This is a genomic window from Bradyrhizobium sp. USDA 4451 (genome assembly GCF_054822585.1).
This window is the reverse complement of record NZ_JBTRCH010000001.1, coordinates 3,135,632-3,159,164: the sequence shown is the minus strand read 5'-3', so window position 1 is coordinate 3,159,164 and position 23,533 is coordinate 3,135,632. Positions and strand designations below refer to the sequence as shown.

At 65.5% G+C, this 23,533-nt stretch carries 23 protein-coding genes and 1 pseudogene; 17 read left to right on the top strand and 7 right to left on the bottom strand.

Annotation, left to right across the window (positions count from 1 at the left end; genetic code table 11):
- Nucleotides 1–9: 9 nt before the first annotated feature.
- Complete coding sequence (locus ACVMB0_RS14615; RefSeq protein ID WP_456750175.1) at nucleotides 10–750, bottom strand: hypothetical protein; 741 nt, start codon at nucleotides 748–750, stop codon at nucleotides 10–12.
- A gap of 446 nt (nucleotides 751–1,196) precedes the next feature.
- Between ACVMB0_RS14615 and ACVMB0_RS14610 the strand changes: the two genes are divergently transcribed.
- The 7 genes from ACVMB0_RS14610 to ACVMB0_RS14580 all read left to right on the top strand — a co-directional run bounded on the left by ACVMB0_RS14610 (nucleotide 1,197) and on the right by ACVMB0_RS14580 (nucleotide 8,926).
- Nucleotides 1,197–1,973: a 16S rRNA (uracil(1498)-N(3))-methyltransferase gene (locus ACVMB0_RS14610; protein ID WP_461346705.1), complete on the top strand. Its 777-nt coding sequence runs from the start codon at nucleotides 1,197–1,199 to the stop codon at nucleotides 1,971–1,973.
- 178 nt (nucleotides 1,974–2,151) lie between these two features.
- Complete coding sequence (locus tag ACVMB0_RS14605; protein ID WP_456756372.1) at nucleotides 2,152–3,483, top strand: IS1182 family transposase; 1,332 nt, start codon at nucleotides 2,152–2,154, stop codon at nucleotides 3,481–3,483.
- A gap of 308 nt (nucleotides 3,484–3,791) precedes the next feature.
- Nucleotides 3,792–4,955, top strand: a complete 1,164-nt coding sequence (locus ACVMB0_RS14600) for an ATP phosphoribosyltransferase regulatory subunit (RefSeq protein WP_461346704.1) — start codon at nucleotides 3,792–3,794, stop codon at nucleotides 4,953–4,955.
- A complete protein-coding gene (hisG, locus tag ACVMB0_RS14595) occupies nucleotides 4,952–5,929 on the top strand; it encodes an ATP phosphoribosyltransferase (protein ID WP_461346703.1) in 978 nt (325 codons plus the stop codon). The genes ACVMB0_RS14600 and hisG overlap by 4 nt, the downstream gene beginning before the upstream one ends.
- A 139-nt stretch (nucleotides 5,930–6,068) precedes the next feature.
- A complete protein-coding gene (locus ACVMB0_RS14590) occupies nucleotides 6,069–7,115 on the top strand; it encodes a glycosyltransferase family 2 protein (protein ID WP_456750179.1) in 1,047 nt (348 codons plus the stop codon).
- Nucleotides 7,112–7,954: a ChbG/HpnK family deacetylase gene (locus tag ACVMB0_RS14585; RefSeq protein WP_461346702.1), complete on the top strand. Its 843-nt coding sequence runs from the start codon at nucleotides 7,112–7,114 to the stop codon at nucleotides 7,952–7,954. Before ACVMB0_RS14590 ends, ACVMB0_RS14585 begins: the two co-directional genes overlap by 4 nt.
- Nucleotides 7,955–8,083: 129 nt before the next feature.
- Nucleotides 8,084–8,926, top strand: a complete 843-nt coding sequence (locus ACVMB0_RS14580) for a DUF2076 domain-containing protein (protein ID WP_461346701.1) — start codon at nucleotides 8,084–8,086, stop codon at nucleotides 8,924–8,926.
- Nucleotides 8,927–9,090: 164 nt separating this feature from the next.
- On the opposite strand, the gene ACVMB0_RS14575 is transcribed toward ACVMB0_RS14580, so the two are convergent.
- Nucleotides 9,091–9,891 carry a L,D-transpeptidase gene (locus ACVMB0_RS14575; protein WP_461346700.1) on the bottom strand — a complete coding sequence of 267 codons (801 nt, stop codon included), beginning with the start codon at nucleotides 9,889–9,891 and terminating at the stop codon, nucleotides 9,091–9,093.
- Between ACVMB0_RS14575 and ACVMB0_RS14570 the strand changes: the two genes are divergently transcribed.
- The gene (locus ACVMB0_RS14570) at nucleotides 9,875–10,138 is read left to right on the top strand and encodes a hypothetical protein (protein ID WP_461346699.1); all 264 of its coding nucleotides are present in this window, start codon (nucleotides 9,875–9,877) and stop codon (nucleotides 10,136–10,138) included. The genes ACVMB0_RS14575 and ACVMB0_RS14570 overlap by 17 nt on opposite strands.
- 61 nt (nucleotides 10,139–10,199) lie before the next feature.
- The gene (locus tag ACVMB0_RS14565) at nucleotides 10,200–10,973 is read left to right on the top strand and encodes a protein phosphatase CheZ (RefSeq protein ID WP_461346698.1); all 774 of its coding nucleotides are present in this window, start codon (nucleotides 10,200–10,202) and stop codon (nucleotides 10,971–10,973) included.
- Between the two features lie 183 nt (nucleotides 10,974–11,156).
- On the opposite strand, the gene ACVMB0_RS14560 is transcribed toward ACVMB0_RS14565, so the two are convergent.
- A complete protein-coding gene (locus tag ACVMB0_RS14560; RefSeq protein WP_456750185.1) occupies nucleotides 11,157–11,675 on the bottom strand; it encodes a hypothetical protein in 519 nt (172 codons plus the stop codon).
- Between the two features lie 330 nt (nucleotides 11,676–12,005).
- On the opposite strand from ACVMB0_RS14560, the gene ACVMB0_RS14555 reads away from it, so the two are divergent.
- From ACVMB0_RS14555 to ACVMB0_RS14545, 3 genes are all read left to right on the top strand, one after another.
- Nucleotides 12,006–12,302, top strand: coding sequence for a co-chaperone GroES (locus tag ACVMB0_RS14555; RefSeq protein ID WP_456750186.1), 297 nt, complete (start codon nucleotides 12,006–12,008; stop codon nucleotides 12,300–12,302).
- 162 nt (nucleotides 12,303–12,464) lie between these two features.
- On the top strand, nucleotides 12,465–14,111 hold the full coding sequence (groL, locus tag ACVMB0_RS14550; protein ID WP_461346697.1) for a chaperonin GroEL: 1,647 nt from the start codon (nucleotides 12,465–12,467) through the stop codon (nucleotides 14,109–14,111).
- A 91-nt stretch (nucleotides 14,112–14,202) separates the two neighbouring features.
- Nucleotides 14,203–14,493, top strand: a complete 291-nt coding sequence (locus ACVMB0_RS14545; protein WP_461346696.1) for a hypothetical protein — start codon at nucleotides 14,203–14,205, stop codon at nucleotides 14,491–14,493.
- A 159-nt stretch (nucleotides 14,494–14,652) separates the two neighbouring features.
- Here ACVMB0_RS14545 and ACVMB0_RS14540 read toward each other — a convergent pair whose 3' ends face one another.
- On the bottom strand, nucleotides 14,653–15,021 hold the full coding sequence (locus ACVMB0_RS14540) for an antibiotic biosynthesis monooxygenase family protein (protein ID WP_461346695.1): 369 nt from the start codon (nucleotides 15,019–15,021) through the stop codon (nucleotides 14,653–14,655).
- Nucleotides 15,022–15,119: 98 nt separating this feature from the next.
- Between ACVMB0_RS14540 and ACVMB0_RS14535 the strand changes: the two genes are divergently transcribed.
- From ACVMB0_RS14535 to ACVMB0_RS14525, 3 genes and pseudogenes are all read left to right on the top strand, one after another.
- Complete coding sequence (locus ACVMB0_RS14535) at nucleotides 15,120–15,596, top strand: MarR family winged helix-turn-helix transcriptional regulator (RefSeq protein ID WP_461346694.1); 477 nt, start codon at nucleotides 15,120–15,122, stop codon at nucleotides 15,594–15,596.
- Nucleotides 15,597–15,784: 188 nt separating this feature from the next.
- A pseudogene (locus ACVMB0_RS14530) lies at nucleotides 15,785–16,985 on the top strand (hypothetical protein).
- 198 nt (nucleotides 16,986–17,183) lie between these two features.
- The gene (locus tag ACVMB0_RS14525) at nucleotides 17,184–17,648 is read left to right on the top strand and encodes an ester cyclase (protein ID WP_456750191.1); all 465 of its coding nucleotides are present in this window, start codon (nucleotides 17,184–17,186) and stop codon (nucleotides 17,646–17,648) included.
- 111 nt (nucleotides 17,649–17,759) lie between these two features.
- On the opposite strand, the gene ACVMB0_RS14520 is transcribed toward ACVMB0_RS14525, so the two are convergent.
- Nucleotides 17,760–18,224: a GNAT family N-acetyltransferase gene (locus tag ACVMB0_RS14520; RefSeq protein WP_461346693.1), complete on the bottom strand. Its 465-nt coding sequence runs from the start codon at nucleotides 18,222–18,224 to the stop codon at nucleotides 17,760–17,762.
- Nucleotides 18,225–18,457: 233 nt separating this feature from the next.
- Between ACVMB0_RS14520 and ACVMB0_RS14515 the strand changes: the two genes are divergently transcribed.
- Nucleotides 18,458–19,099 (top strand): hypothetical protein, encoded by a 642-nt coding sequence (locus tag ACVMB0_RS14515; protein ID WP_461346692.1) that lies wholly within the window; start codon nucleotides 18,458–18,460, stop codon nucleotides 19,097–19,099.
- Nucleotides 19,100–19,115: 16 nt separating this feature from the next.
- On the opposite strand, the gene ACVMB0_RS14510 is transcribed toward ACVMB0_RS14515, so the two are convergent.
- Nucleotides 19,116–19,532 (bottom strand): META domain-containing protein, encoded by a 417-nt coding sequence (locus ACVMB0_RS14510; RefSeq protein WP_456750193.1) that lies wholly within the window; start codon nucleotides 19,530–19,532, stop codon nucleotides 19,116–19,118.
- A gap of 147 nt (nucleotides 19,533–19,679) precedes the next feature.
- The gene (locus tag ACVMB0_RS14505; RefSeq protein WP_461346691.1) at nucleotides 19,680–21,350 is read right to left on the bottom strand and encodes an L-lactate permease; all 1,671 of its coding nucleotides are present in this window, start codon (nucleotides 21,348–21,350) and stop codon (nucleotides 19,680–19,682) included.
- Between the two features lie 307 nt (nucleotides 21,351–21,657).
- On the opposite strand from ACVMB0_RS14505, the gene ACVMB0_RS14500 reads away from it, so the two are divergent.
- Nucleotides 21,658–23,403: an ABC transporter ATP-binding protein/permease gene (locus ACVMB0_RS14500; RefSeq protein WP_456796725.1), complete on the top strand. Its 1,746-nt coding sequence runs from the start codon at nucleotides 21,658–21,660 to the stop codon at nucleotides 23,401–23,403.
- Nucleotides 23,404–23,533 lie beyond the last annotated feature (130 nt).

The window sequence follows — 23,533 nt, the reverse complement described above, 5'->3', positions numbered from 1 at the left end:
GGTGATCCATCAACGGGTGAGAACGTTGCCGTTCAGCGTGTCGAAGGTGCTGCCGCCCTTCTTGGTCGGGGTCGCTTCCGGCAGCGAGGCGGACGAACCGAGCACGTCGCTCAGCGACGGCCCCGCAGGCCCGCGCGGCTGCGCCGCCGCCTGCTCGGCGACGTTGCAGACTTTCTTCAGCAGCGCTTCGGTATTCTTGTGACCGTTCTTGAGTTGGTCGGCGATCTGCGGCGGAATTCCGCACTTGGCCGCGTTAACGTCGACATATTTGATCATCTTGATCTCGGCCTGGCTGTAATTGCCGATCAGCTTGCAGGCCTCCTGCGGGCTGGCGTGGCGATCGCTTGCGGCCTTGATCGCCTTGCCGCGCTTTTCCGCATCCTCGCGCAGCGGAACGAAATTCTTCATGCAGGCGTCAGCCTCGCCACCCGCACCGGCGCCCGGCGGGGGCGGCGGAGACGACAGACCGCCGCCGGCGATCGGAGCCGCGCCACCGCTCGGAAATGGCGACGGCGCCGCGCCGACCCTGGCCGCCGGCGCGCCGTTGACCGGCGGGAATGCAGGATCCGAGGCGGTGCCGGCCCGGCTGGCGGGACGTGCACCGTTGACCGGCGGGAACGCGGGATCCGAGGCCGTGCCGGCCTGCCCCTGCTGGTTGGGCAGCGGAGCCGGAAAAGCGCTCTGGGCAGCGGCGTGCCCCACCGACAGGGCGGTCGCAGCAACGGTCAGCACGATCAGGCGGCGGATCATCGAGGGTGTTTCTCCGGCAAAAGGTCCAGGCAACCCCAGCGCAACAAAAACGAAGCAACGAATTTTGGGGGCGTTTTACGATTCCTGTGACGCCTTAACAACCCGTGGATTTGGGCGACAGCGCGGCGTAGGGCCACACCGCCCACATTAAATTGTTCCCGGATTTGAAGCCTTTAGGCGGCGACCGGCGGTAAAACCGGACCATCAAAGATGCCTGAACAGGATTTTTGATGACACCCGCGGCCGTGCATGCGTGCCCAAAAGCAAAAGGGGTCGCGTGCAAGCGACCCCTTGGACTTCCAATAATGTACTGGTGACAGAAGCAATAATATCGACAGCCCCTTACTAGTCGGCCGCCGGGTTCCTGACGAGTCCGAGGGACTACGGTGTCACCCGGTTTGGTTAACCTGCCGCGCCGGGCTAGAACGCCGCAGGAAACCCAGAACATGCCCGAACACGATTTTCGCAGCCCCCGCCTGTTTGTCGACGCCCCGCTCGGCACTGGTACAACGGTCACGCTCGAGCGCGACCAGAGCAATTATCTCGGTAACGTGCTGCGGCTTGGCGCCGGCGACAGCGTGCTGGTGTTCAACGGCCGCGACGGCGAATGGCGCGCGGAGATTGGTGGCCGCAAGCGGCCCGACACGCTGGCGATATCGGCACTGACCCGCGTACAGGACCGCCTGCCCGACGTCACTTGCGTGTTCGCGCCGCTGAAGCATGCCCGGCTCGACTACATGGTGCAGAAGGCGGTCGAGATGGGCGCCGCGCGGCTGGTGCCGGTGCTGACGCGCTTCACGCAGGTGTCGCGGGTCAATGGCGAGCGGATGCGCGCCAATGTAGTCGAGGCCGCCGAGCAATGCGGCATCATCTCGCTTGCCGAGGTGGCCGACCCGCTGCCGCTCGAGCGTTTCCTGGCGGGGCGCACCCCGGCGCGGCTGCTGGTGTTCTGCGACGAGGCGGCCGAGGTCGCCGATCCGGTGCGGGCGCTGCAAGCGGCAAAGATTACGGATGCCGGGATTGATATCCTGATCGGCCCCGAAGGCGGCTTCGCCGAGGAGGAGCGCGTGCTGCTGCTGCGCCAGCCCAGCATCCTCCGCCTCGCGCTGGGCCCGCGCATCCTGCGCGCCGACACCGCCGCCGTCGCCGCGCTGGCGCTGGTGCAGGCGGTGCTGGGCGATTGGCGGGGAAATGGACCACACACCACCTCCCCGTCATCCTGAGGTGCGAGCCTCTTCGGCGAGCCTCGAAGGATGCACGGCCCGGCTGGTGGCCGTCGATCCTTCGAGGCTCGCTGCGCTCGCACCTCAGAGGGTGTGATTTTTTTGGGGTTTCAGCGAGCATTATAGCCGAAAGCCGGCGCGGTGTGATTCTCTGGCGATGATGGATTCGCGGGAGGTGATGTTGGCTGCCGATGAGTTGTTTGGGGACCTGCCGGAGCAGGCGAAGCCACCAGCCGAAGCGGGCTTGCCCGGCGCTCCGCGGCTGCGTGAGCCCCAGCGCGACCAGATTGCGCTGCGAGCGGTTGATATTGAGAGCCTGATCGGGGAAGACCATCCGGTGCGGCTGATTTGGTCTTATGTCGAAGAGCTTGATCTGAGTGAGTTGGAGGACCGGATCAAGGCTCGCGGCGATCGTCCCGGTCACCCCGCGACCTCGCCCCGGCTTTTGCTGGCGCTGTGGCTCTATGCCGCCAGCGAAGGCGTTGGCAGCGCGCGGGCGTTGGAGCGGCTGTGCGAGAGCCACGATGCCTATCGCTGGCTGTGCGGCGGGGTGTCGGTGAACTATCACCTGCTGGCGGACTTCCGGGTCGGCAACGCCGATCTGCTTGACCGACTGCTCAGTGAGCATCTGGCAGCGTTGGCAAAGGCCGGTCTCGTCGATCTGGAGACCTTGGCGCAGGATGGCATGCGGGTCCGGGCCAGCGCCGGGGCGGCCTCGTTCCGGCGCGAGGCGACGCTGGATAAGCATTTGGCGCAGGCTGAGGCCGTGGTGGAAGACCTCAAGCGCGAGGTCGACACACGCTCGGACGCCAGCAATAAGCGTGCCCGGGCAGCCAAGGAGCGGGCCGCGCGGGAACGCAGCGCGCGGGTGAAGGCGGCGCAGACGGCGCTCGCCGAGATCAAGCAGCAGCGCAAGGAGCGCGAAGAAAGTCGCGGCAACGGCAAGACGCCGAAGGAGCCGCGGGCCTCCACGACGGACGCCTATGCACGGGTCATGAAGATGGCGAACGGCGGCTTCCGCCCCGCCTACAACGTGCAGGTGACGAGCGTGGCCGGGGAGCAGATCGTCGTCGACACCAGAATTTGCAACATCGGATCCGATCGCGGCCTGATGCGCCCCATGCTGGAGCGGCAGCGTGCGCGGCCCGGAGGGTTGCCCAAGGACCATCTCGTCGATGGCGGCTTTGGCAGTGCCGAGGACATCGAATGGGCCTATGCCGAGGGCATCGATATCTTTTGTCCGCCCACTCAATCCAAGCACGGTACCGATCCCTATCTACCGCGGCGCGGCGACGGTCCGGGGGTGTTGGCCTGGCGTGCGCGAATGGCGAGCGAAGAGGGCAAGGCCCGATACAGGTCCCGGTCGATCTGCGAGTGCATCCATGCCCGCTGGCGCAATTGGGACCTGCGGCAATTGACCGTGCGCGGCATCGAAAAGGTCCGTGCCGTCGTGCTCTGGTACGCCCTCGTCAACAACATCCTGCAAGGCAACCGCCTCTCCAGAGCCTAAACAACGGGTCATCGCCGAACTCGAACTCAAACCTGCCAATTGCTGCGACGAACAGCCGCCAAAAACTCCGCAGGAGCCGAATCCGTCACAAGCTCTCAGGATGACGGAACCTGCAGCACGATTGTCCGATGAAAGCCGAGAACAAACATCTGCCCTAGCCAAGCCGTCGCAAAATCGTTAACGAACCCAATCATTAAGCCACTTGGCTGATCCCTGTCGAAACCACGGATCGGGCATGCTAATGGCTCCGCCAACACCATCCATGGAACCGGCCTCGAAACGCGATTGCGAGGCCATTGGACGTCGAGATGACCGAAGCTGCCGCACCACGATCCGCCGCCGGATCCGCCTCTTGGGCGGATGCGCTGCTGGCCTCGTTCGCGCAGGCCGGTTACCTCAGGTCCGAACCCGCGATCCTGCAGCCGGCCGAGCCGTTCCTCGACCTCTCCGGCGAGGACATCCGCAAGAGCCTATATCTGACGACCGACTCTAGCGGCGAGGAGCTCTGCCTGCGCCCGGACCTCACGATCCCGGTGGCGCGCGACTACCTCGCCTCCACGCGCGCCGGCCAGCCGGCCGGCTTCAGCTATCTCGGGCCGGTGTTCCGTTATCGCGACGGCCAGCCCAGCCAGTTCATGCAGGCCGGTATCGAATCGTTCGGACGCCAGGACCGCGCCGCGGCCGACGCCGAGATGCTGGCGCTGGCGCTGGAGGCGACAACGGCGTTTGGCCTGACCGATGTCGATATCCGCACCGGCGACGTCGCGCTGTTCAACGCGCTGATCGACGCGCTCGAGCTCTACCCGGTGTGGCGCCGCCGGCTGATCAAGGATTTCAACCGCAAGGTTTCGCTGACCGACGACATCGAGCAGCTGACGCTGGCGACCGCGCCGGGCCGCAACGAATATGAGGGCGTGCTCGCCGCGCTCGCCGGCTCCGACCGCAAGGCGGCGCTGGCGCTGGTCACCGATCTGATGTCGATCGCCGGCACCACCAATGTCGGCGGCCGCTCGGTGGCCGAGATCGCCGACCGCTTCCTCGAGCAATCGACGCTGAAGGCCGGCGCGCTGCCGCGCGACGCGGTTGCCATCATCAAGCGCTTCCTCGCCATTTCCGGCGATCCCGACGACGCGGTGGCGCAGCTGCGCGCGCTCGCCGCCGACGCCAGGCTCGATCTTGCCGCCGCGATCGACCAGCTCGAGAGCCGGGTCGGCTTCATGGCCGCGCGCGGCATCGACACACAGAAGACGCGGTTCTCGACCGCGTTCGGCCGCGGTCTCGACTATTACACCGGCTTCGAATTCGAGCTGCACGCCAGGGGCAACGGCAGCGAGCCGCTGGTCGCGGGCGGCCGCTATGATGGGCTGATGACGCAGCTCGGATCAGCGAGCCCGATCCCCGCGGTCGGCTTCTCGGTCTGGATCGAGGCGATGACCGGGCACGGCAGGGCCCTGCGCGGAGGCGCCCAATGAGCACGCCCTTCGTCGTCGCGGTTCCTTCCAAGGGGCGCCTGCAGGAAAACGCCGAGAGCTTCTTCGCCCGCGCCGGGCTGACCTTATCGAAGGCCGGCGGCGCGCGCGACTATCGCGGCATCATCCCGGGCGTCGACAATGTCGAGATCGCCTATCTGTCGGCGAGCGAGATCGCGGCCAATCTGGCCCGCGGCGCGGTGCATCTCGGCGTCACCGGCGAGGATCTGGTGCGCGAGAGCATCCCGGATCCCGACAAGCGCGTGCTGATGATCGAAGGCCTCGGCTTCGGCTATGCCAATGTCGTGGTCGCCGTGCCGCAGGCCTGGATCGACGTGCGCACCATGGCCGATCTCGACGATGTCGCCTCCGGCTTCCGCGAGCAGCACAATCACCGCATGCGGGTGGCGACCAAATACATCAACCTGACCCGCGGCTTCTTCGCCAAACATGGCGTCGGCGACTACCGCATCGTGGAAAGCGCCGGCGCCACCGAGGGCGCGCCCGCGGCCGGCACCGCCGAACTGATCGTCGACATCACGACCACAGGAGCGACGCTCGCCGCCAACGGGCTCAAGGTGCTGGACGACGGCGTGATGCTGCGCAGCCAGGCCAATCTGGTGGCCTCAAAGGACGCCGACTGGTCGACCGGCGCTCGCGAGACCGCACGCGTCATCCTCGACCACATCGCCGCGCGTGCCCGCGCCAGCAAGTATCGCGAGGTCCGCACCCGTTTCGCCGGCTGCAACGACGCGCTGCTGTCCGAGGCCCACAACCGGTTCGGCGTGGTCGCCCCGTTCGGCGGGCCGACCTCGTCCGGCATGCTTACGCTGCACTGCCCACCGGGCAAGCTCTACGCGCTCGGCAGCTTCCTGCGCGAGCACGGCGCCGAGACCGTCTCGGTGGTGTCGCTGGACTACGTGTTCGACCGCGAGAATCCGCTGTTCGCCAAGCTTGAGGCGTTCCTGCGACAATGAGTCGACCGGGCTGTTCATGTTGGCGACAGCCGGCGGTCGGTACCATATTGTGTTCATGATCTTTCGTTTTGACGCGTTTTCCTCATGCGAGCCGGACGTGCGCTTCGCTGGAAAACGCTCAAGTTCTGGAACCTGACCGATGATGCTGGGCTCTGACGTTTCCAGCCTGACCACAACCGCCAAGACCGCCGCCGCGCAGGGTCTGTCGATCGTCGTGCCCGTCTACAACGAGGCCGCCGGGCTCAGCGCGCTGCACCAACGGCTGGTCGACCTCGCCCGCTCGCTGCGCGCCCGCTACGGCCTCGGCTGCGAGGTGGTCTATGTCGACGACGGCAGCGCCGACGCTACGCTCGCGATCGCGCGCGGCCTGCCCGCCGATGGGCTCGACCTGCAGGTGGTGTCGCTGTCGCGCAATTTCGGCAAGGAGGCGGCGCTGATGGCCGGCCTCGATCACGCCCGCCGCGGCGCGGTGCTGTTCATGGACGGCGACGGCCAGCATCCGCCGACCCTGGTCGAGCAGCTGGTCGCGCACTGGATCGATGACGGCTACGACGTGGTCTACACGGCGAAGGCGCATCGCGACAATGAATCGGTGCTGCGGCGGCTGTCGGTGCGCGGCTTCTATGCGCTGATCAATTGGGGCGCGCGGCAGCAGATCCCCGAGGATGCCGGCGACTTCCGCCTGCTGTCGCCGCGCGCGGCCGCCGCGTTGCGGCAATTGCCGGAGCGCAACCGCTTCTTCAAGGGCCTCGCCAGCTGGATCGGCTTCAAGCAGATCCGCGTCGATTACGAACCGGCGCCGCGTGCGCATGGCGTCACCACCTTCAATGCCGGCCGGCTGATCGGCCTGTCGATCGAGGGCCTGACCTCGTTCTCGGTGGCGCCGCTGCGCTTTGCCAGCCTGCTCGGTGCGCTGCTCGCGGGCGTCGCCTTCCTGTTCGGTCTGTCGATCCTGTGGGAGGTGCTGACCACCGGCAAGCAGGTCCCCGGTTATCCGTCGCTGATGATCGGCATGATGACGATCGGCGGCGTGCAGCTGATCATGATCGGGATCGTCGGCGAATATATCGGCAAGATCCTCTCCGAATTGAAGGCGCGGCCGATCTACTTCGTCGCCGAGCATACCGAGAAGCACGCCGACGGCAGCACGGCGCAAGCTGCCTCCGAGCGGACCGCTGCCGAATGAGCGAACCTGCGCCGCGCCGGATCTGGCTGTGTGCTGACGATTATGGCTTGAGTGACGGCGTCAACCGCGCGATCCGCGACCTGATCGAGCGCGGCCGGCTCAACGCGGCCTCGGTGATGATGGTGACGCCGGCGATCGGCCGGGAAGCCGCAGCTGCGCTCAGGGCGTCGGTCGCGAAAAGTCCGCGCTGCGCGATCGGGCTGCACGTGACGCTGACCGCGCCGTTCCGGCCGCTGACGATGCATTTCCGCCCGCTCGACGGCGACATGTTCCTGCCCTTTCCGCGGCTGTTGCGCGCCGGGCTGATGCATCGGCTCGACCCCGAGCTGGTTCATGCCGAGGTGCTGGCGCAGCTCGACGCGTTCCACGATTGGTTCGGCCGCGCGCCCGATTTTGTCGACGGCCATCAGCACGCGCAGCTGTTCCCGCAGGTGCGCGACGGCTTCCTGCGCGCCGTAAAGGAGCGCGCGCCCGACGCCGGGGTGCGGCAATGCGGCCGCGAAGGTCCGCTGGCGCGGCAGCTCGCGGCGCCGAAGGCGCTGGTGCTGAACGTGCTCAGCACGCAATTCCGCATCAAGGCGCAGCGCTCCGGCCTGCGCTTCAACCCGGCCTTCGCCGGCGCCTATGACTTTACACGCGAGACCGATTTCGCAGGCTTGATGCGCGGCTTCCTCGAGGGCCTGCCCGAGGACGGGCTCGTGATGTGCCATCCCGGTTTCGTCGATGACACGCTGAAAAGCCTCGATCCGCTGACGACGCAGCGCGAGGCCGAGCATGCCTATCTGGCAAGCGACGATTTCGCCGCCTTGCTCACCCTGAATAAAGTTACACTGGCCTGACAACGTTTGCGAAGTTCATCCGGTCGTATTGTCGCATACAGAAATTTAATTCGGCCCCCCACTCCTAGCGCCACAAAGCCCGTCCTACATGAGCGGCGCGCCGATTCGATCGACGCGATGGAGAACGCCATGACACCGCAAGAACGCCAATTGATCGACGATCTCTTCGACCGGCTCGCCAAGCTGGAGAATGCCCCGCGCGACAGCGAGGCCATGTCCGCGATCATGCAGGGCCTGCGCAATGCGCCGAATGCGGTCTACGCGCTGGTGCAGACCGCCCTCGTGCAGGACGAGGCGCTGAAGCGCGCCCATGACCGGATCCAGGAACTCGAGGCCGCGGTCGGCCAGCAGCAACCCGCGCAACAGCAAGGCGGCTTCCTCGATTCGATGCGCGATGCGATCTTCGGTCAGGGACAGGGCCAGTCGCATGGTTCGGTGCCGCCGGTGCGCGCGCCTGACATCGGCGGCAGCCGCCCGGTCTGGAACTCGGGCCAGGCGATGCAGCAGGCCGGCGGCTATGGCCAGAACTATGGGCAGCCGCCCCAGCAATACGGCCAGCCTTACGGCGGCCCGCAGCCCCCGGCTTTCGGCGGCGGCGCGCCCGGCAGCGGTGGCGGCTCGTTCCTCGGCACGGCGGCTGCGGCCGCGGCCGGCGTGGTCGGCGGCGGGCTATTGCTCTCCAGCATCCGCGGCATGATGGGTGGCGGCCACCAATCGCTGGCCGATGCCGGCGGCCTCGGCGGCGGTTCGCGTCCCTGGGGCGGCGACCAGTCGTCAAGCGACCTAGCCCGCGACGCCGGGGTCAACGACATCGGCTCCAACCGCGACGGCGGCTCGCGCTCCGGCCTGTTCGATCAGGCCTCGAACAACAACGACGACAATTACAACAGCAACGACCACGATTCCGACGACTTCGACAATGACGACGACGGCTTCGACGGCGGCGGAGACGACGATAGCAACTACGCGTAAGCGTATGCGTGGCGCCTGAACACCAACGGCCGCTCTGATCGAGCGGCCGTTTTTATTTGATTGCTCGTAGCCCCGGATGGAGCGAAGCGTAATCCGGGACAGGTCTAGCCGCGGCGCCGTCCCGGATTTCGCTGCGCTTCATCCGGGCTACGTAGACGACACACTCACATCACGACGACCTTGGCGCCAACATTGACGCGGCCATAGAGGTCGATGACGTCCTCGTTGCGCATCCGGATGCAGCCGGACGAGACGTTGGTGCCGATGGTCCAGGGCTCGTTGGAGCCGTGGATGCGGTAGAGCGATGAGCCGAGATACATCGCGCGCGCCCCGAGCGGATTCTCCGGGCCGCCTTCCATGTGCCGCGGCAGATCGGGACGGCGCGCCAGCATTTCCGGCGGCGGGGTCCAGGCCGGCCATTCCTTCTTCGCCGAGATCGTCTTGGTGCCGGCCCAGGTGAAGCCGGGACGGCCGACGCCGATGCCGTAGCGCAGCGCGCGGCCGTCGCCCTGGACCAGATAGAGGAATTTGTTCGGCGTATCGACGACGATGGTGCCGGCGCTTTCCTTGCCGCTGTAGTCGACCAGCTGCTTCTCATAACGCGGGTCGAACGGACGCTGGGTCGGATCGCCCGCGGCCTCCTCCTGCTGACGGATCATCTGCTGCTGCGGATCCATAGGCGGCAGCTGGCGGTTGCCGTAATAGCCGGGCTGCTGCTGATACTGCGGCGAATAACCCTGCGACGAGGGCGCATCGCCGAACAGGAATTCGATGAAGCCGCCGCCCATGTTGGAGCGCTGCGGCTGCACATAGGCGGTGCGCATCGGCGGCGTCGGTGCGCCCTGGTTGGCGTAGATCACGGTGGGCTCGGGCCGAGCCGCCGCGTCGATCGCCATGGCATATTGGGGAATTGCAACAAGCGAAGAAGCGCCGGCGAGCAGCGCAAGCGTGGTTTTCCTGAACATCGACGTACTCTGTACTGGTTTCGTCGTGACTGACTGCGCGAGGCGCGCGCTGCGCCGTTGCACGTGGTCAATAAGCAATGAAAACCGCATCGGTTTGGTAAACGTAACGGCCGTTTCGATTCACCATCCCGGCAAGGACGCGCGGTTTTGCCGGACAGCGTTTATTTTGCGTGAACGCCGCGGCGGCATGGTTAATCGCTGGTATCGCGGCCGCCGCGCGCCGCGTGGTCAATCTGTTCCGGCGTGAACCTGACGTTAAATCGGCCCTGTCTAGAACGGACTTCAGTGAAGGGGCGGGAATGAAAATCATGTCAGTGAAGCGTAAGCGTTTTCGTGTCGAACAGGCGATGGGCGAAGTCGTGATGCCGGAGCCGGAAGTTGCCGGCGGCGATCTCGGTCCGATGCATCGCGAGATCATGGCCGAGCTTCGCTCGATCCGCGCCCAGATGGCCGCAGCACCGGCGCAGCGCACCGGGGACAGCGTCGACGCCGCCGTCGCCCGCGAAGTCGCCGAGACCCACGCGCTGCTCGAGACCTACCGCGCGCAGGTCGAGCAGTGCGAGAAGCTCAAGGTCGAGCTCGACCTGATCCATGACGCGATCAGCCGCACCAAGCGCGAAATCGCCGTGCTGCATGGCAAGAGCTTCAACGGCGAGGAGATGGCCAAGGTCAATGGCGAGCTCGGCGCCGTGGTCGGCGGCACCGAACAGGCGACCCAGCAGATCCTCGAGGCGGTCGAGGCGATCGACCAGGCCGCGACCGCGCTGTCGAAGAACGTAACCCCCGACCAGCAGAAATTGCTCAGCGAAGATATTCAGGAGCGCGTGGTCTCGATCTTCGAGGCCTGCAACTTCCAGGACCTCACCGGCCAGCGCATCAACAAGGTGATGCAGACGATGAAGTTCATCGAGCAGCACATCAACGAGATGATGAACATCTGGGGCGGCGTCGACGCCATCAAGAGCCATGTCCCTGCGATCGTCGACACCCGCGAGGGCGATGCCCGCCTGCTCAACGGCCCGAAGCTCGACGGCGACGCCGGCCACGCCTCGCAGGACGACATCGACGCGATGTTCAACTGAATGATCACATCTGAAGAATACAAAGCGCCGGCCCCAAGGCCGGCGTTTTTGTTTGATTTGGTCCGTCATTCCGGGGCGGTCCGCAGGACCGAACCCGGAATCTCGAAGTTGGGTTACATCGAGACCTTATTACATCGAGATTCCGGGTTCGATGCTCGCATCGTCCCGGAATGACACCGATCGTTACGCCCGCGGCGCGCAGCGGACATAGACCATGTTGCCGTAGCGGGTGGCGGCGTCCTTGTCGACGAAGCGGGTGATCATGACCCGGCCGTCGAACGAGAGGATCTCGCGGTCCTGCTCGCCGGGCACGGGTCCGGGCGGGCCGATATAGTTCTTGCCGCTCGGGGAACCCTTCAGCCGCAGTTCCTGCGGGGTGGCCTGGTCGGCCAGATGCATGATGACGCCGCCGTTCTGGCCGGCACCGATCACGTAGGGCTGCTTGCACTGGCCGCGGGCGGCGGCCTCGGTGCGGGCGCGGTCGGCGGGATTCTGGAATGAGGCGAGGCCCCAGCGGCCGACGATCTCGTCGGCGCGGATCGAGGCTGGCATCTCCGGGGCCACGCCCGGTTCGACGGGTGCCGGCTCGGGGTTCGACGACAGCGACGGCAGGCTCATGCTGCCGCACGCCCCCAAAAGTGTCGTCAGCGCCGAAACAGCCGCGAACCGTGCGACCAATCGCGCGTTGAGTGACCTGATCATGTGTATCCCCCGACTATGTCCCGGCCGCACCCGTCATGCAGCCAAGCGTAAAACTTAAGACGGAGCAATGACGTCTGACAAAATTACGTCATCGCTACGATTTGGTTTCTGGTCCACCATCCTATATTGGCCTCACCAAGGCCTTAACCCGTTTGCTTGACAGAAACTGCGCCAAGCCATATTCCCCGGCCCACAATTAGCACTCTTGCACCACGATTGCTAAATGCGTTGGGCGTCCTGCCCAGCGCCGACCGGGCCGGCATTCAACGCCGGTCTCGATGAACCGGACCTGAAACCGAGCCTCCAAGAGGACCTTCAAGAGGGAACGTCATGGCTAAATCCAATTTCCGCCCCCTGCACGACCGCGTCGTGGTCAAGCGTATCGATGCCGAGGAGAAGTCCAAGGGCGGCATCATCATTCCGGACTCGGCCAAGGAGAAGCCGTCGCAGGGCGAGATCGTCGCCGTCGGCCCGGGTGGCCGCGACGAGGCCGGCAAGCTGATCCCGATCGACCTCAAGGTCGGCGACCGCGTGCTGTTCGGCAAGTGGTCGGGCACCGAGGTCAAGCTCGACAACGAGGAGCTCCTGATCATGAAGGAGTCCGATATCATGGGCGTGCTGGCCTGATCGCGCCTCTCTCCGCCCCCCTGAGAAGGCAGCGAAGCTGCCGTCTCGAAGGGTGAGCATCCACAATTCATTCTTCGAGACGCGGGCCAAGGGCCCGCTCCTCGAGCAATAACGGCAAAGCCGTTATGCAAGCGATGACGCTTTTCCCAGGAGTTCAAAACAATGGCTGCCAAGGACGTAAAATTCGCCGGAGACGCCCGCGACCGCATGCTGCGCGGCGTCGACGTGCTCGCCAATGCCGTCAAGGTGACGCTCGGCCCGAAGGGCCGCAACGTCGTCATCGAGAAGTCGTTCGGCGCGCCCCGCATCACCAAGGACGGCGTCACCGTCGCCAAGGAGATCGAGCTCGACGACAAGTTCGAGAACATGGGCGCGCAGATGCTGCGCGAGGTCGCTTCCAAGACCAACGACACCGCCGGTGACGGCACCACCACCGCGACCGTGCTGGCGCAGGCGATCGTGCGCGAGGGCGCCAAGTCGGTCGCCGCCGGCATGAACCCGATGGACCTCAAGCGCGGCATCGACATCGCCGTCGCCGCCGTGATCAAGGACATCGAGAAGCGCGCCAAGCCGGTCGCCGCCTCCTCCGAGGTCGCCCAGGTCGGCACCATCTCGGCCAATGGCGACACCGCGATCGGCAAGATGATCGCGCAGGCGATGCAGAAGGTCGGCAACGAGGGCGTCATCACCGTCGAGGAGAACAAGTCGCTCGAGACCGAGGTCGACATCGTCGAGGGCATGAAGTTCGACCGCGGCTATCTCAGCCCCTACTTCATCACCAACGCCGAGAAGATGACCGCCGAGCTCGAGGATGCCTACATCCTGCTGCACGAGAAGAAGCTGTCCGGCCTGCAGGCGATGCTGCCGGTGCTGGAAGCCGTGGTGCAGTCGGGCCGTCCGCTCCTGATCCTCGCCGAGGACGTCGAGGGTGAGGCGCTGGCAACCCTGGTGGTCAACCGCCTGCGCGGCGGCCTCAAGGTCGCCGCCGTCAAGGCGCCGGGCTTCGGCGATCGCCGCAAGGCGATGCTGGAAGACATTGCGATCCTGACCGGCGGTCAGCTGATCTCCGACGACCTCGGCATGAAGCTCGAGAACGTCACGGTCAACATGCTTGGCCGCGCCGGCAAGATCGTGATCGACAAGGAGAACACCACGATCGTCAAGGGCGCCGGCAAGAAGAAGGACATCGACGCCCGCGTCGGCCAGATCAAGGCGCAGATCGAGGAGACCACCTCGGACTACGACCGTGAGAAGCTGCAGGAGCGCCTCGCCAAGCTCGCCGGCGGCGTTGCCGTCATCAAGGTCGGCGGCGCGACCGAGGTCGAGGTCAAGGAGAAGAAGGACCGTGTCGAGGACGCGCTGAACGCGACCCGCGCCGCGGTGCAGGAAGGCATCGTGCCGGGCGGCGGCGTCGCCCTGCTGCGCGCCAAGAAGGCGGTTGGCCGCCTCTCCAACGACAATGCCGACGTCCAGGCCGGCATCAACATCGTGCTCAAGGCGCTGGAAGCTCCGATCCGCCAGATCTCGGAGAACGCCGGTGTCGAGGGCTCGATCGTGGTCGGCAAGATCCTCGAGAACAAGTCGGAGACCTTCGGCTTCGACGCCCAGACCGAGGACTATGTCGACATGGTCGACAAGGGCATCATCGACCCCGCCAAGGTGGTGCGCACCGCCTTGCAGGACGCTTCTTCCGTCGCCGGCCTGCTGGTGACCACCGAGGCCATGGTCGCCGAGGTGCCGAAGGACGCGGCGCCGGTGATGCCGGGCGGCGGCGGCATGGGTGGAATGGGCGGTATGGGCGGCTTCTGAGCCGATCGCGCTCAATGTCGAGATCGAAGGCCGCCTCCGGGCGGCCTTCTTTTTTGCAGTCTGGTGACGAGCGAGCTGTAAGGATCATCGGATGTCCCGCGACGCCAAATCACTGACATCAACGCTGGCACTGTTCTACGCGATCGGCGCAGCGCTCGCGCTCGGCGCCTATGCCCAGAACAGAATCGATGATCTTGCGGTCGTCCTGACGTTCTGGATCCGGCAGACACTGACGTTTGCCGTCGTCGCCGCGGGTTACGGCCTCTATTACGTCGTCTCCGGTTCTGCCGGTCGCCGTCCAAAAGCGCCGCTGCGCTTCCTGGACATCACCTTCCTGGCTGCTGCCGCCACGCTCGGCGTCGGCATGCTGGTGCATAGTTGAGCGGTCTTTGACTCGATCGCGGGGTGGATTATCTGCAGCCCCGTCATTGCGAGGAGCGGTAGCGACGAAGCAATCCACGCTTCCGCATATGCGGCACGATGGATTGCTTCGCTTCGCTCGCAATGACGGGGATGACCGAGGTCGGCCACGGATACATGTCTAAGCCACGCAGATGTCAGCCACCGCGACCTTCTGGAACAGATGCGGCGACGCCACCGCCGAGGCGGGATAGGCCGACAGCTTGGCCCTGAACTCGGGGTTCATGAACGCGGCGCGGAAGGCGGCGGTGGATTCCCAGACCGCGTAGTTCAGATAGGCCGGGCTGTCGCCGAGCGCGCGGTGCAGCTGGGTCGAGATGAAGCCGGGCTGCCGCTTCATGATCGCGGCATCGTCCTGCCAGGCTTTCAGGAAGGTGTCCTCGTCGGCCGCATCGAGGGTGAACAGGTTGACCAGCACGACGTTGCCGGCCTCGACCGCGAGCTGGCGATCGATCGGGAAAGCGGGGTCGAGGGGGCGCATCTGCGGCATGGGCGGGCTCCGTTGATTTGGTGTTATGATGTCATTCCGCTATGATGGGTGCATATTATAATTGACACTATGATGTCAATAGGTATATATGGTGACAAATGCCTCATGCAAAACGAACGCCGGCGGGCGAAGCCCTGAGCAGCCTGATTCTCGACCTGTTTCGGCTGAACAGCCTGCTGTTCACATCGGGCGACCGGCTGGTGGCCGGGCTCGGGCTGACCAGCGCGCGCTGGCAGATTCTCGGCGCCATCGTTGCCACCGAGCGCCCGCAACCGGTGGCGTGGCTGGCGCGCGACCTCGGCGCGGCCAGACAGAACGTGCAGCGGATCGTCAACGACCTCGAACGGGACGGGCTCGTCACATTCGAGACCAACCCGCATCATCGCCGTGCCCAGCTCGTCGTGCTGACCGACAAGGGGCAGCAGGCCTTCGATGCGGCGATGCGCCTGCAACTGCCCTGGGTGAACGGCCTCGCCGACGGACTATCGATGAAGGACATCGAAGCCATGAGCCGCGTCGTCAGCACGCTGCGCGGCAGGCTGGAAAACGGCGAGGAACTTAATGATCGTGCGTGACGCGGAGCCCCGTCTCCGTTCGTCATGCCCGCACATCGGCGACGCCGTTCTGCGGGCGGGCATGCCAGTGCCAAAGGTCAGATCGTTCGAAATTGATAGCCGCCGTCAGGCGGCCTTCTTTTTTGGCCAATGACATGGAGGTTTGCTAGTTACGACGGAACCGATTCTGCCCTTCGAGGACTTATCGTATGCGCGCGCTCCCGCTCCTGCTGCTCGGTCTTGCCGTCGCCTCGGCCCCCGCTGTCGCCCAGATCAAACTGCAATCGAAGGCGACGCCGGCGGGCGGCCCCGAGACGCGCTATTTCACCTCGATCGATGGCCTGATGGACGGCAATGCCGACGTCGTCCTGAAGGAGACGCGGCAGGGCAAGACCGTGACCGCGGCGGTGCTCGACGTCTGCTATCCCGCCGACAAGGGCTCGGACCGCAAGGACCGCTTCGTCGCCAACCTCACCATCAACGGCCAGACGCTGTCCGGCACCACCCAGAGCGTCGCCGACAAGCAGCCGGTCACCATCAAGCTGAACCGCAAGCAAAACGGCGACGGGTTTGAATTCCGCGGCCAGATCACGATCGGCCAGACCGTCACCGAGGTCGCCTCGACCGACAATTCGGATCTCAGCGAAAAGGAATTCCAGGACAACCAGGCCACCGAGGACGGCATCACGCCGCAGCCGAAGGATTTCACCGACGTCTCGCCGGAATCGATCGGGGTGCGGGTGAAGCTCGATGCGGCGGCCGATTTCCTCAAGAGTCTGAAGGGCGAGGCCGTCGAGATCGGCACCTCGAGCCTGTCGGTGACATGTGATGCGATGCGTTCCGGCGAGCAGACCATCAACCTCACCGTCGATCCCGAGCACGCCGGCGCGCTGCTCGCCAAGGCGAAGTCGGTGCCCGGCGTGACCGCGGCCGGCTGGACCAGCGGCGTGGTCGAGATGGACCGCACCATCCGCTTTGCCGCTAGCGACTGGACCAGCGGCGACAAGATCAACAAGGACAAGCTGGCAACCGCGATATCAGGCGTGCTGGCGAAGACGCTTGCCGCAAAATCCGCCTCGGCGACCCTGGAATGCGAACACCGGCAAGCTCAAGCTGGTGCTGAAGCGGCCCAGCGCGATCTATCCGGCGCTCGGCCTCACCCAGAATTACGAGATCACCGCGCTTGTCTCGCCGGAGAAGCCCGGCAGCTCCGACAAGCTGATCCTGTGGGTCTCGAGCCCGACCGTCTCGACCTCGGACGACAGCGCCGGCGCCAAGCTGAACCTGTCCGACGATTCTAGCAGCGACGAGGAAGGCAGCGAGACCAGGGACGACAACGGCGCGATCGACGCGCTGCTCAAGGAGTTCAAGGGCCAGCGCTGGGACGCCGACAAGTCGGTGTGGCACTGAGCCACCCGCTTCCCGATCGCGCGACGACGTTCGGGAAGGGTCGCCAAGCATCAACTCGACCAAGCGGAATTTCGCCTGAATGCTGACAGCACACCCGATCCGGAATCGGGTGGTCCGACCAGCGTCTCACATTGCCTAATGCGCGCATCGACACAGCGCCGGTCGCGATGCCGGCAACGCGCAAATGGAGACGACGAGATGTCAGAGCAAAACAAGAATGTGGTCGGCCGATGGTTCACGGGCTTCTGGGGCAACCCGTGGAATCCGGACATCATCGAGGAGCTCGCGACGCCGGACATTGTGGTGCACTACCCGATGCACGAGCCGAAGAAGGGCCGCGCCGCGGTCACGCAGTTCATCACGGAGTTTCGCGAGGCGTTTCCGGATCTGAATTTCTGGGGCGTCGGCGACCTCGTTGCGGAAGGCGATCTCGTCGTCGGCCGCTGGGAAGGCGGCGGCACTCACACCGGACCCGCCTTCAGCGACTTCCGCCTCGGCTCGCTGCCCGCAGCGTCCGGCCGCAAGATGACGTTCGCCGGCACCACCGTGCTGCGCGTGCGGGACGGGCGGATCGCCGAAGAGCTCGGACAGGAAGACGCGATCACCGCAATGCTGCAACTCGGCCTCATCCGTCTGCCCGAGCAGAGTGGCTACGCGGGTTGAACCGACGCGTCGCCGGTTGAACACACTCCAACGCTGCTGGGCCGGCATTGCATCTCCGGGTGCAGTGCCCGGCCGGAAACGACCGCCAGGTGCGGCACGCACCCGTTGCGGTCAGAGGCGCTTGGTCATGAACAGGCTGAGCGGATCGGGCGCGTAATCGCCGAACGGCCGACAGTCCTGGTAGCCGGCGGCGCGATAGAGCGCGATCGCTTCCGGCTGCCGGATTCCAGTCTCCAGGCTGAGGCGTGCGATCTGCCGGCTGCGCGCAACCGCTTCCAGCGCTTCGAGCAGGCGGCGGCCGAGCCCAGCTCCACGCGCATCGGCACGCACGAACATCCGCTTCATCTCGGCATGCCCGGGCGCGATGATGCGGAAGGCGATCGAGCCGAGCGCCTCGCCATCGCGCCGCGCGACCAGAAACACCGTGCCGTGGACGGCGAGCGATGCGGCGCCGACGAGGTGGTTGCTGTCGGGCGGGTACAACGCGGCCAGATAGGCATCCGACAACGCGATCAGCCGCCGGACCTCGGGCTGCGTCGGGTCTTCGGGGCCGATGCTGACGTCGGGCTTGCGCATTTTTTGGACACGGTTCGGAGCCGGCTGGCCGGATCGTGGCCAACTGTCGGCCGCCGCCCCGCCCCCGTCAATCTACGGGACCCTGCGACCAAAAGACTTTGTGCTGCCGCAGTTCGGTCACCGAAAATTAAGGCTCGATTTAGTTTCGAGGATCATCCTTTGCGTCACCGAACACAGGTCACGCCATGCAAGACCGCGAGCCGATCAGTCCTGGGAGCATCTGGCCAACGGATGTGACGGAGGGTCATTCGCCGGCGCAGACGGCGGACCTCTGGGACGTCTCAGGCGAAAATCACGACGCCGCCCTGCTGCTGCGGGAGCCGTTCGCCGACCGCATCGGCACCGCGCTCTTGGCAGCCACCGCGCTCGCCGCAGCCTTCGTGCTGGGATGGACCGGGGGCGCCAACTGGCACGACTTCTTCACAACTCCTGCCACGGTCCCCGTAGCCCAGAAGGAAGCGCCCGCCCCGCATCTTGCAGAGGCGCGGCCGAGCCCAAGAACGGAAGGCCGGAGCGAGAGCCCGCGGCGGACGGCATCCAACGCGGATCCATCAGTCACCGGCAGCATTCCCAAATCCGTTGCCAGTGCGCGTCCGCAAGTGCTCGGCGCCGCGCCGACGACGCTGAACGCGCAAGCCATGGCGCTGGGGCCGAAGCAGCCCCTGGCAACGGCCCCCGAAACGCGACCGAGCACCATCCCCGGATGGTCGGTGGTCGAGGTCCGCGACGGCACCGCCGTGCTCGAGGGACCGGAAGGCGTCAAGATGGCTGCGCGCGGCGACGTCGTCCCGGGTCTCGGCCGGGTCGATTCCATCGTGCGCTGGGGCAACCGCTGGATCGTCGCCACCGCGAGCGGATTGGTCGCAACGCCCTGAGCGGCGAGGGTGCGCCTCAATTGCTGTTGATCACGTAACGCAGCTGCTTCGCTCCGATGAACGTGACCTGATCACCCTGCCGCCGCCAGCTCGTGATGTCGCTGAGCGCCGCGAGCAGGTCCTTGTCGGCCTGCGCCCGTTCCGGCGTGCAGCTGCGGTTCTCCATCGTGCCGGGAACGAACACGATGGTGTTGCCGGCCACCGAGAACTGGCCCTTGCCACCGTCGCACCACAGCTCGAGGATCACCTCGCCATTGTCGCCGATCTCGATCGAGGGAATCCGCTTGGAGCCCGGCATGCGCGCGGCGTCGAGCGTCATCACGAAGCCGAACGGGAATTCTTCCTGGGCCTGCGCCGGAACCGACGCAAGCGCGGCTGCAACGACCGCCAGCGCGGCCATGCCGCCGTTCAGACTCCGCTTCATCGACATCATGCCATTCCCTGGGATTGCGACGCCGCCCTTCTATGGGACGAGGCCGCGCTTGGCCAGCTGGGCCGCGCGAGAAAAACCGCTTGAAAAGCAAAATCCCCGCGGGCTCTCAACCCGCGGGGATGCTGGTTCGGGCGATGCCTCGCCGCGTTATTTCAGAACCATCGCCGTGAACGGATAGACATAGGCCTGCAGGGTCACGAACACACCGACCAGGCAGGCCAGCACGATCGAGTGCAGGAACACGTAGCGCAGGATCGAACCTTCGTGGCCGTACCAGTTGGTCGCGGTCGAGGCGACCACGATCGATTGCGCGTCGATCATCTTGCCCATCACGCCGCCGGATGAGTTCGCCGCCGCCATCAGCACCGGCGGCAGGCCGAGCTGCTCGGACGTGATCTTCTGCAGATTGCCGAACAGCACGTTCGACGCGGTATCCGATCCGGTCAACGCCACGCCGAGCCAACCGAGCAAGGTGCCGAAGAAGGGATAGAGCACGCCGGTCGCCGCGAAGGCGAGGCCGAGCGTGGCGTCGACACCGGACAGCCGGGTCAGGGTGCCGATCGCCAGCATCGCCGAGATCGTGATCAGCGAGATCGCGCAGAGGCGGATGGTGCGGCCATATTCGGCGATCAGCTTTGCAGGCGAGAAGCCCATCAAGAGGCCTGAGATGATCGCGGCGATCAGCATGCCGGTGCCGGTGAACGACAGATAAGTGAAGCTGAACACGGCGCCTTCCGGCGTCGGCTTGGCGGCCACCGGCGGCACCTTGAAGATCAGCTTGTCGAGCTCGGGGACCGCGTAGTTCCAGGTGAAGTTGGCGTTGGCCCAGGCCTTGAACGCGCCATTGCCCCAGATCAGCATCAGGATGCAGACGATGATCCACGGCAGCAGCGCGCTCCACAATTCGCCCTGGGTCAGCGGCGTCTTGTCGAGCGGCGGAGCGGCGGCCATCGTCGCCGCGGATTCATCGCGGCCGCGCAGCGCCGGCGACAGCCAGAGCTGCCGCGGCTGCCAGACCTTGAGGAACAGGATCAGCGCGCCCATCGAGATCAGCGAGGCGCCGATGTCGACGATCCAGGGGTTGACGTAGTTCGAGATCACATATTGCGGGACCGCGAACGATACGCCGGTGACCAGGATCGCCGGCCACACTTCCTTCATGCCGCGCCAGCCCGCGAACGCCCATACCACCCAGAACGGCACGATCAGCGAGAACAGCGGCAGCTGCCGGCCGACCATCGCACCGAGGATATAGGGATCGAGGCCGGTGACCGAGGCGAGGCCCTGGATCGGCGTGCCCAACGCGCCGAAGGCGACCGGGGCGGTATTGGCGATCAGCGACAGGCCGGAGGCCGCGAGCGGCGAGAAGCCGAGCCCGATCAGCACCGCGCCGGTGATCGCGACCGGGGTGCCGAAGCCCGAGGCGCCCTCGAAGAAGGCGCCGAACGAGAACGCGATCAGGAGCAGCTGCAAGCGGCGGTCCTCGGTGACGCCGCCGACCGCACGCTTGAGCAGCTCGAACTTCCCGCATCTCACCGTGACCTGGTAGAGGAAGATGACGTTGAGCACGATCCAGCCGATCGGAAAGAACCCGGTCACGATGCCGAGGATCGATGCGCGGATCGACATGCCGGCCGGCATCGTGAAGACGAAGATCGTGATCAGATTGGTCACGATCACGGCGATGATGGCCGCGATATGCGCCTTCACCTTGCCGCTGGCGATCAAGACCAGCAGCGTGACCACGGGAACGGCGGCAGCTATGGTCGACAACCCGGCATTGCCCAGCGGATTGTAGATCTGATTCCAGGTGTTCATCTCGGGTCCTCCCCATGTTCTTATGCAGCGCGCCGGCCTCGGTGCCGGCAGGCGCGCTGGTGCGATTGCGGGAGTCCGTCGGAAAACTACAGCCCCGGCTCGCGAATGAACGATCGGTAAGGATCGCTCACATCCTCGCGAAAAATCGAAGGTCCCCCGTCCCTCGCCATTGCCGTCATGCTAGGGTTGACTCGATCGCCGGGACAAGCCAACGCTTGCATGCCAGACCTACGACTTTAGTCGAGGCTAACTCCGATTGTCCCGATTCTTCAGGCCTTTGCGGCCCCTTCCCCGGAGACGATAATCTGTGAACAACATCCGCTCGACACTCGCGACGGTGTGGCGCATCGCCTCGCCCTATTTCAACTCCGAGGACAAATGGGCGGGCCGCATCCTGCTCGGGACGCTGATCGTGATGGAGCTGGTGTCTGTCGGGCTCGACGTCCTGATCAACCAATGGCGCAACCGCTTCTACACCGCGCTTCAGGACAAGGACTGGAGCACGTTCAAACGCGAATTGCTCGTGTTCACCCTGATCGCCACAGCTTCGGTGATACTTCAAATCTATCAGCTTTACCTGAACCAGTGGCTGCAGATCCGCTGGCGCAACTGGATGACCGGCAAATATCTCCGCGAATGGGTCCGCGGCGCCAACCACTATCGCATGCAACTCGTCGGCGATGCCGCCGATAACCCCGACCAGCGCATCACCGACGACGTCAAGCTGTTCGTTGGCCAAACGCTGGCGATCAGCATCGGGCTATTGAACTCGATCGTCTCGCTCGCGTCCTTCGTGGTGATCCTGTGGGGATTGTCGGCGATCCTGCCGCTGCTGCTGTTCGGCGTCGACGTTTCAATTCCGGGCTACCTGGTCTGGGGCGCGATCATCTACGCCGTGCTCGGGACGATGCTGACGCAGTGGATCGGCTCGCCGCTGGTCAATCTCAACTTCGACCAGCAGCGGCTGGAGGCGGATTTCCGCTTCAACCTGATGCGGGTGCGCGAGAACTCGGAACAGATCGCGCTGCTCAAGGGCGAGGGTGCAGAGCGGGAGCGGCTGTCGGAGCGCTTCAGCCGCGTGATCGGCAACTGGTACGGCATCATGAGCCGGACCAAGCGGCTGACCGCCTTCACAGGCAGCTATGCGCAGGCCTCAGCGGTGTTTCCGTTCGCGTTGGCGGGCCCGGCCTATTTCGCCAGCAAGACGGTCCAACTTGGCGCTTTGATCCAGATCGCCGAGGCATTCGGCAAGGTGCAGGATGCGCTCTCGTTCTTCGTCACGGCCTACCGCACCTTGGCCGAATGGCGCGCGACCGTCACCCGTCTCGACGGCTTCGAGAACTCGATCAGGGCCGCCGAAAAGCTGGCCGACGATCCCGCCGCGATTCACGAAAAGCCGGCCGCCGGCAGCGAGATCGCCCTGCCGCAGCTTCTGGTCAAGCTGCCGAACGGAACGCCGCTGGTCGCCGCCGAGCATTTCAGCTTCCGCCCCGGCGAGCGGACGCTGGTGACCGGCCCGTCCGGCGCCGGCAAGTCGACGCTGTTCCGCGCGGTGGCCGGCATCTGGCCGTTCGGCAGCGGCGCGGTCGAGATCCCGGCCGATGCCAAACTGATGATGCTGCCGCAACGTCCCTATCTGCCGATCGGCTCGCTCCATGACGCCGTCGTCTATCCGGGCGAGGCTCCGCAATTCGACGCGGGACGGGTCCGCGACGTCCTCACCGCGGTCGGGCTGCCGCAGCTCGCAGCGCGGCTCGAGGAGCAGGCGCACTGGAATCGGATGCTGTCGCTCGGCGAGCAACAGCGGCTCGGCATCGCGCGGGCGCTGTTGCATGCGCCGCAATTCCTGTTCCTGGACGAGGCCACGGCCTCGCTCGACGAGCCGTCGGAAGCCGCGCTCTACAAGCTGATCGCCGAGAAGCTGCCCGATACCACGGTGGTTTCGATCGGCCACCGCTCGACGCTCGACGCCTTCCACCAGCGCAACGTCGCGCTGGTCCGCGACGGCGATCGCTTCGCCCTGCGTGACACGGTCAAGGTGGCGGCGTCGTAGGGCGTCGTGAGATTGAATCAAACTGACCACGGGCGCGGTTCACCTCTCCCTTGGGAGAGGTGATTTGCCCCGGTGATGCGAAGCATCATCCAGCGCAAATCGGGTGAGGGGGCGACGGTCTATCGAGAGA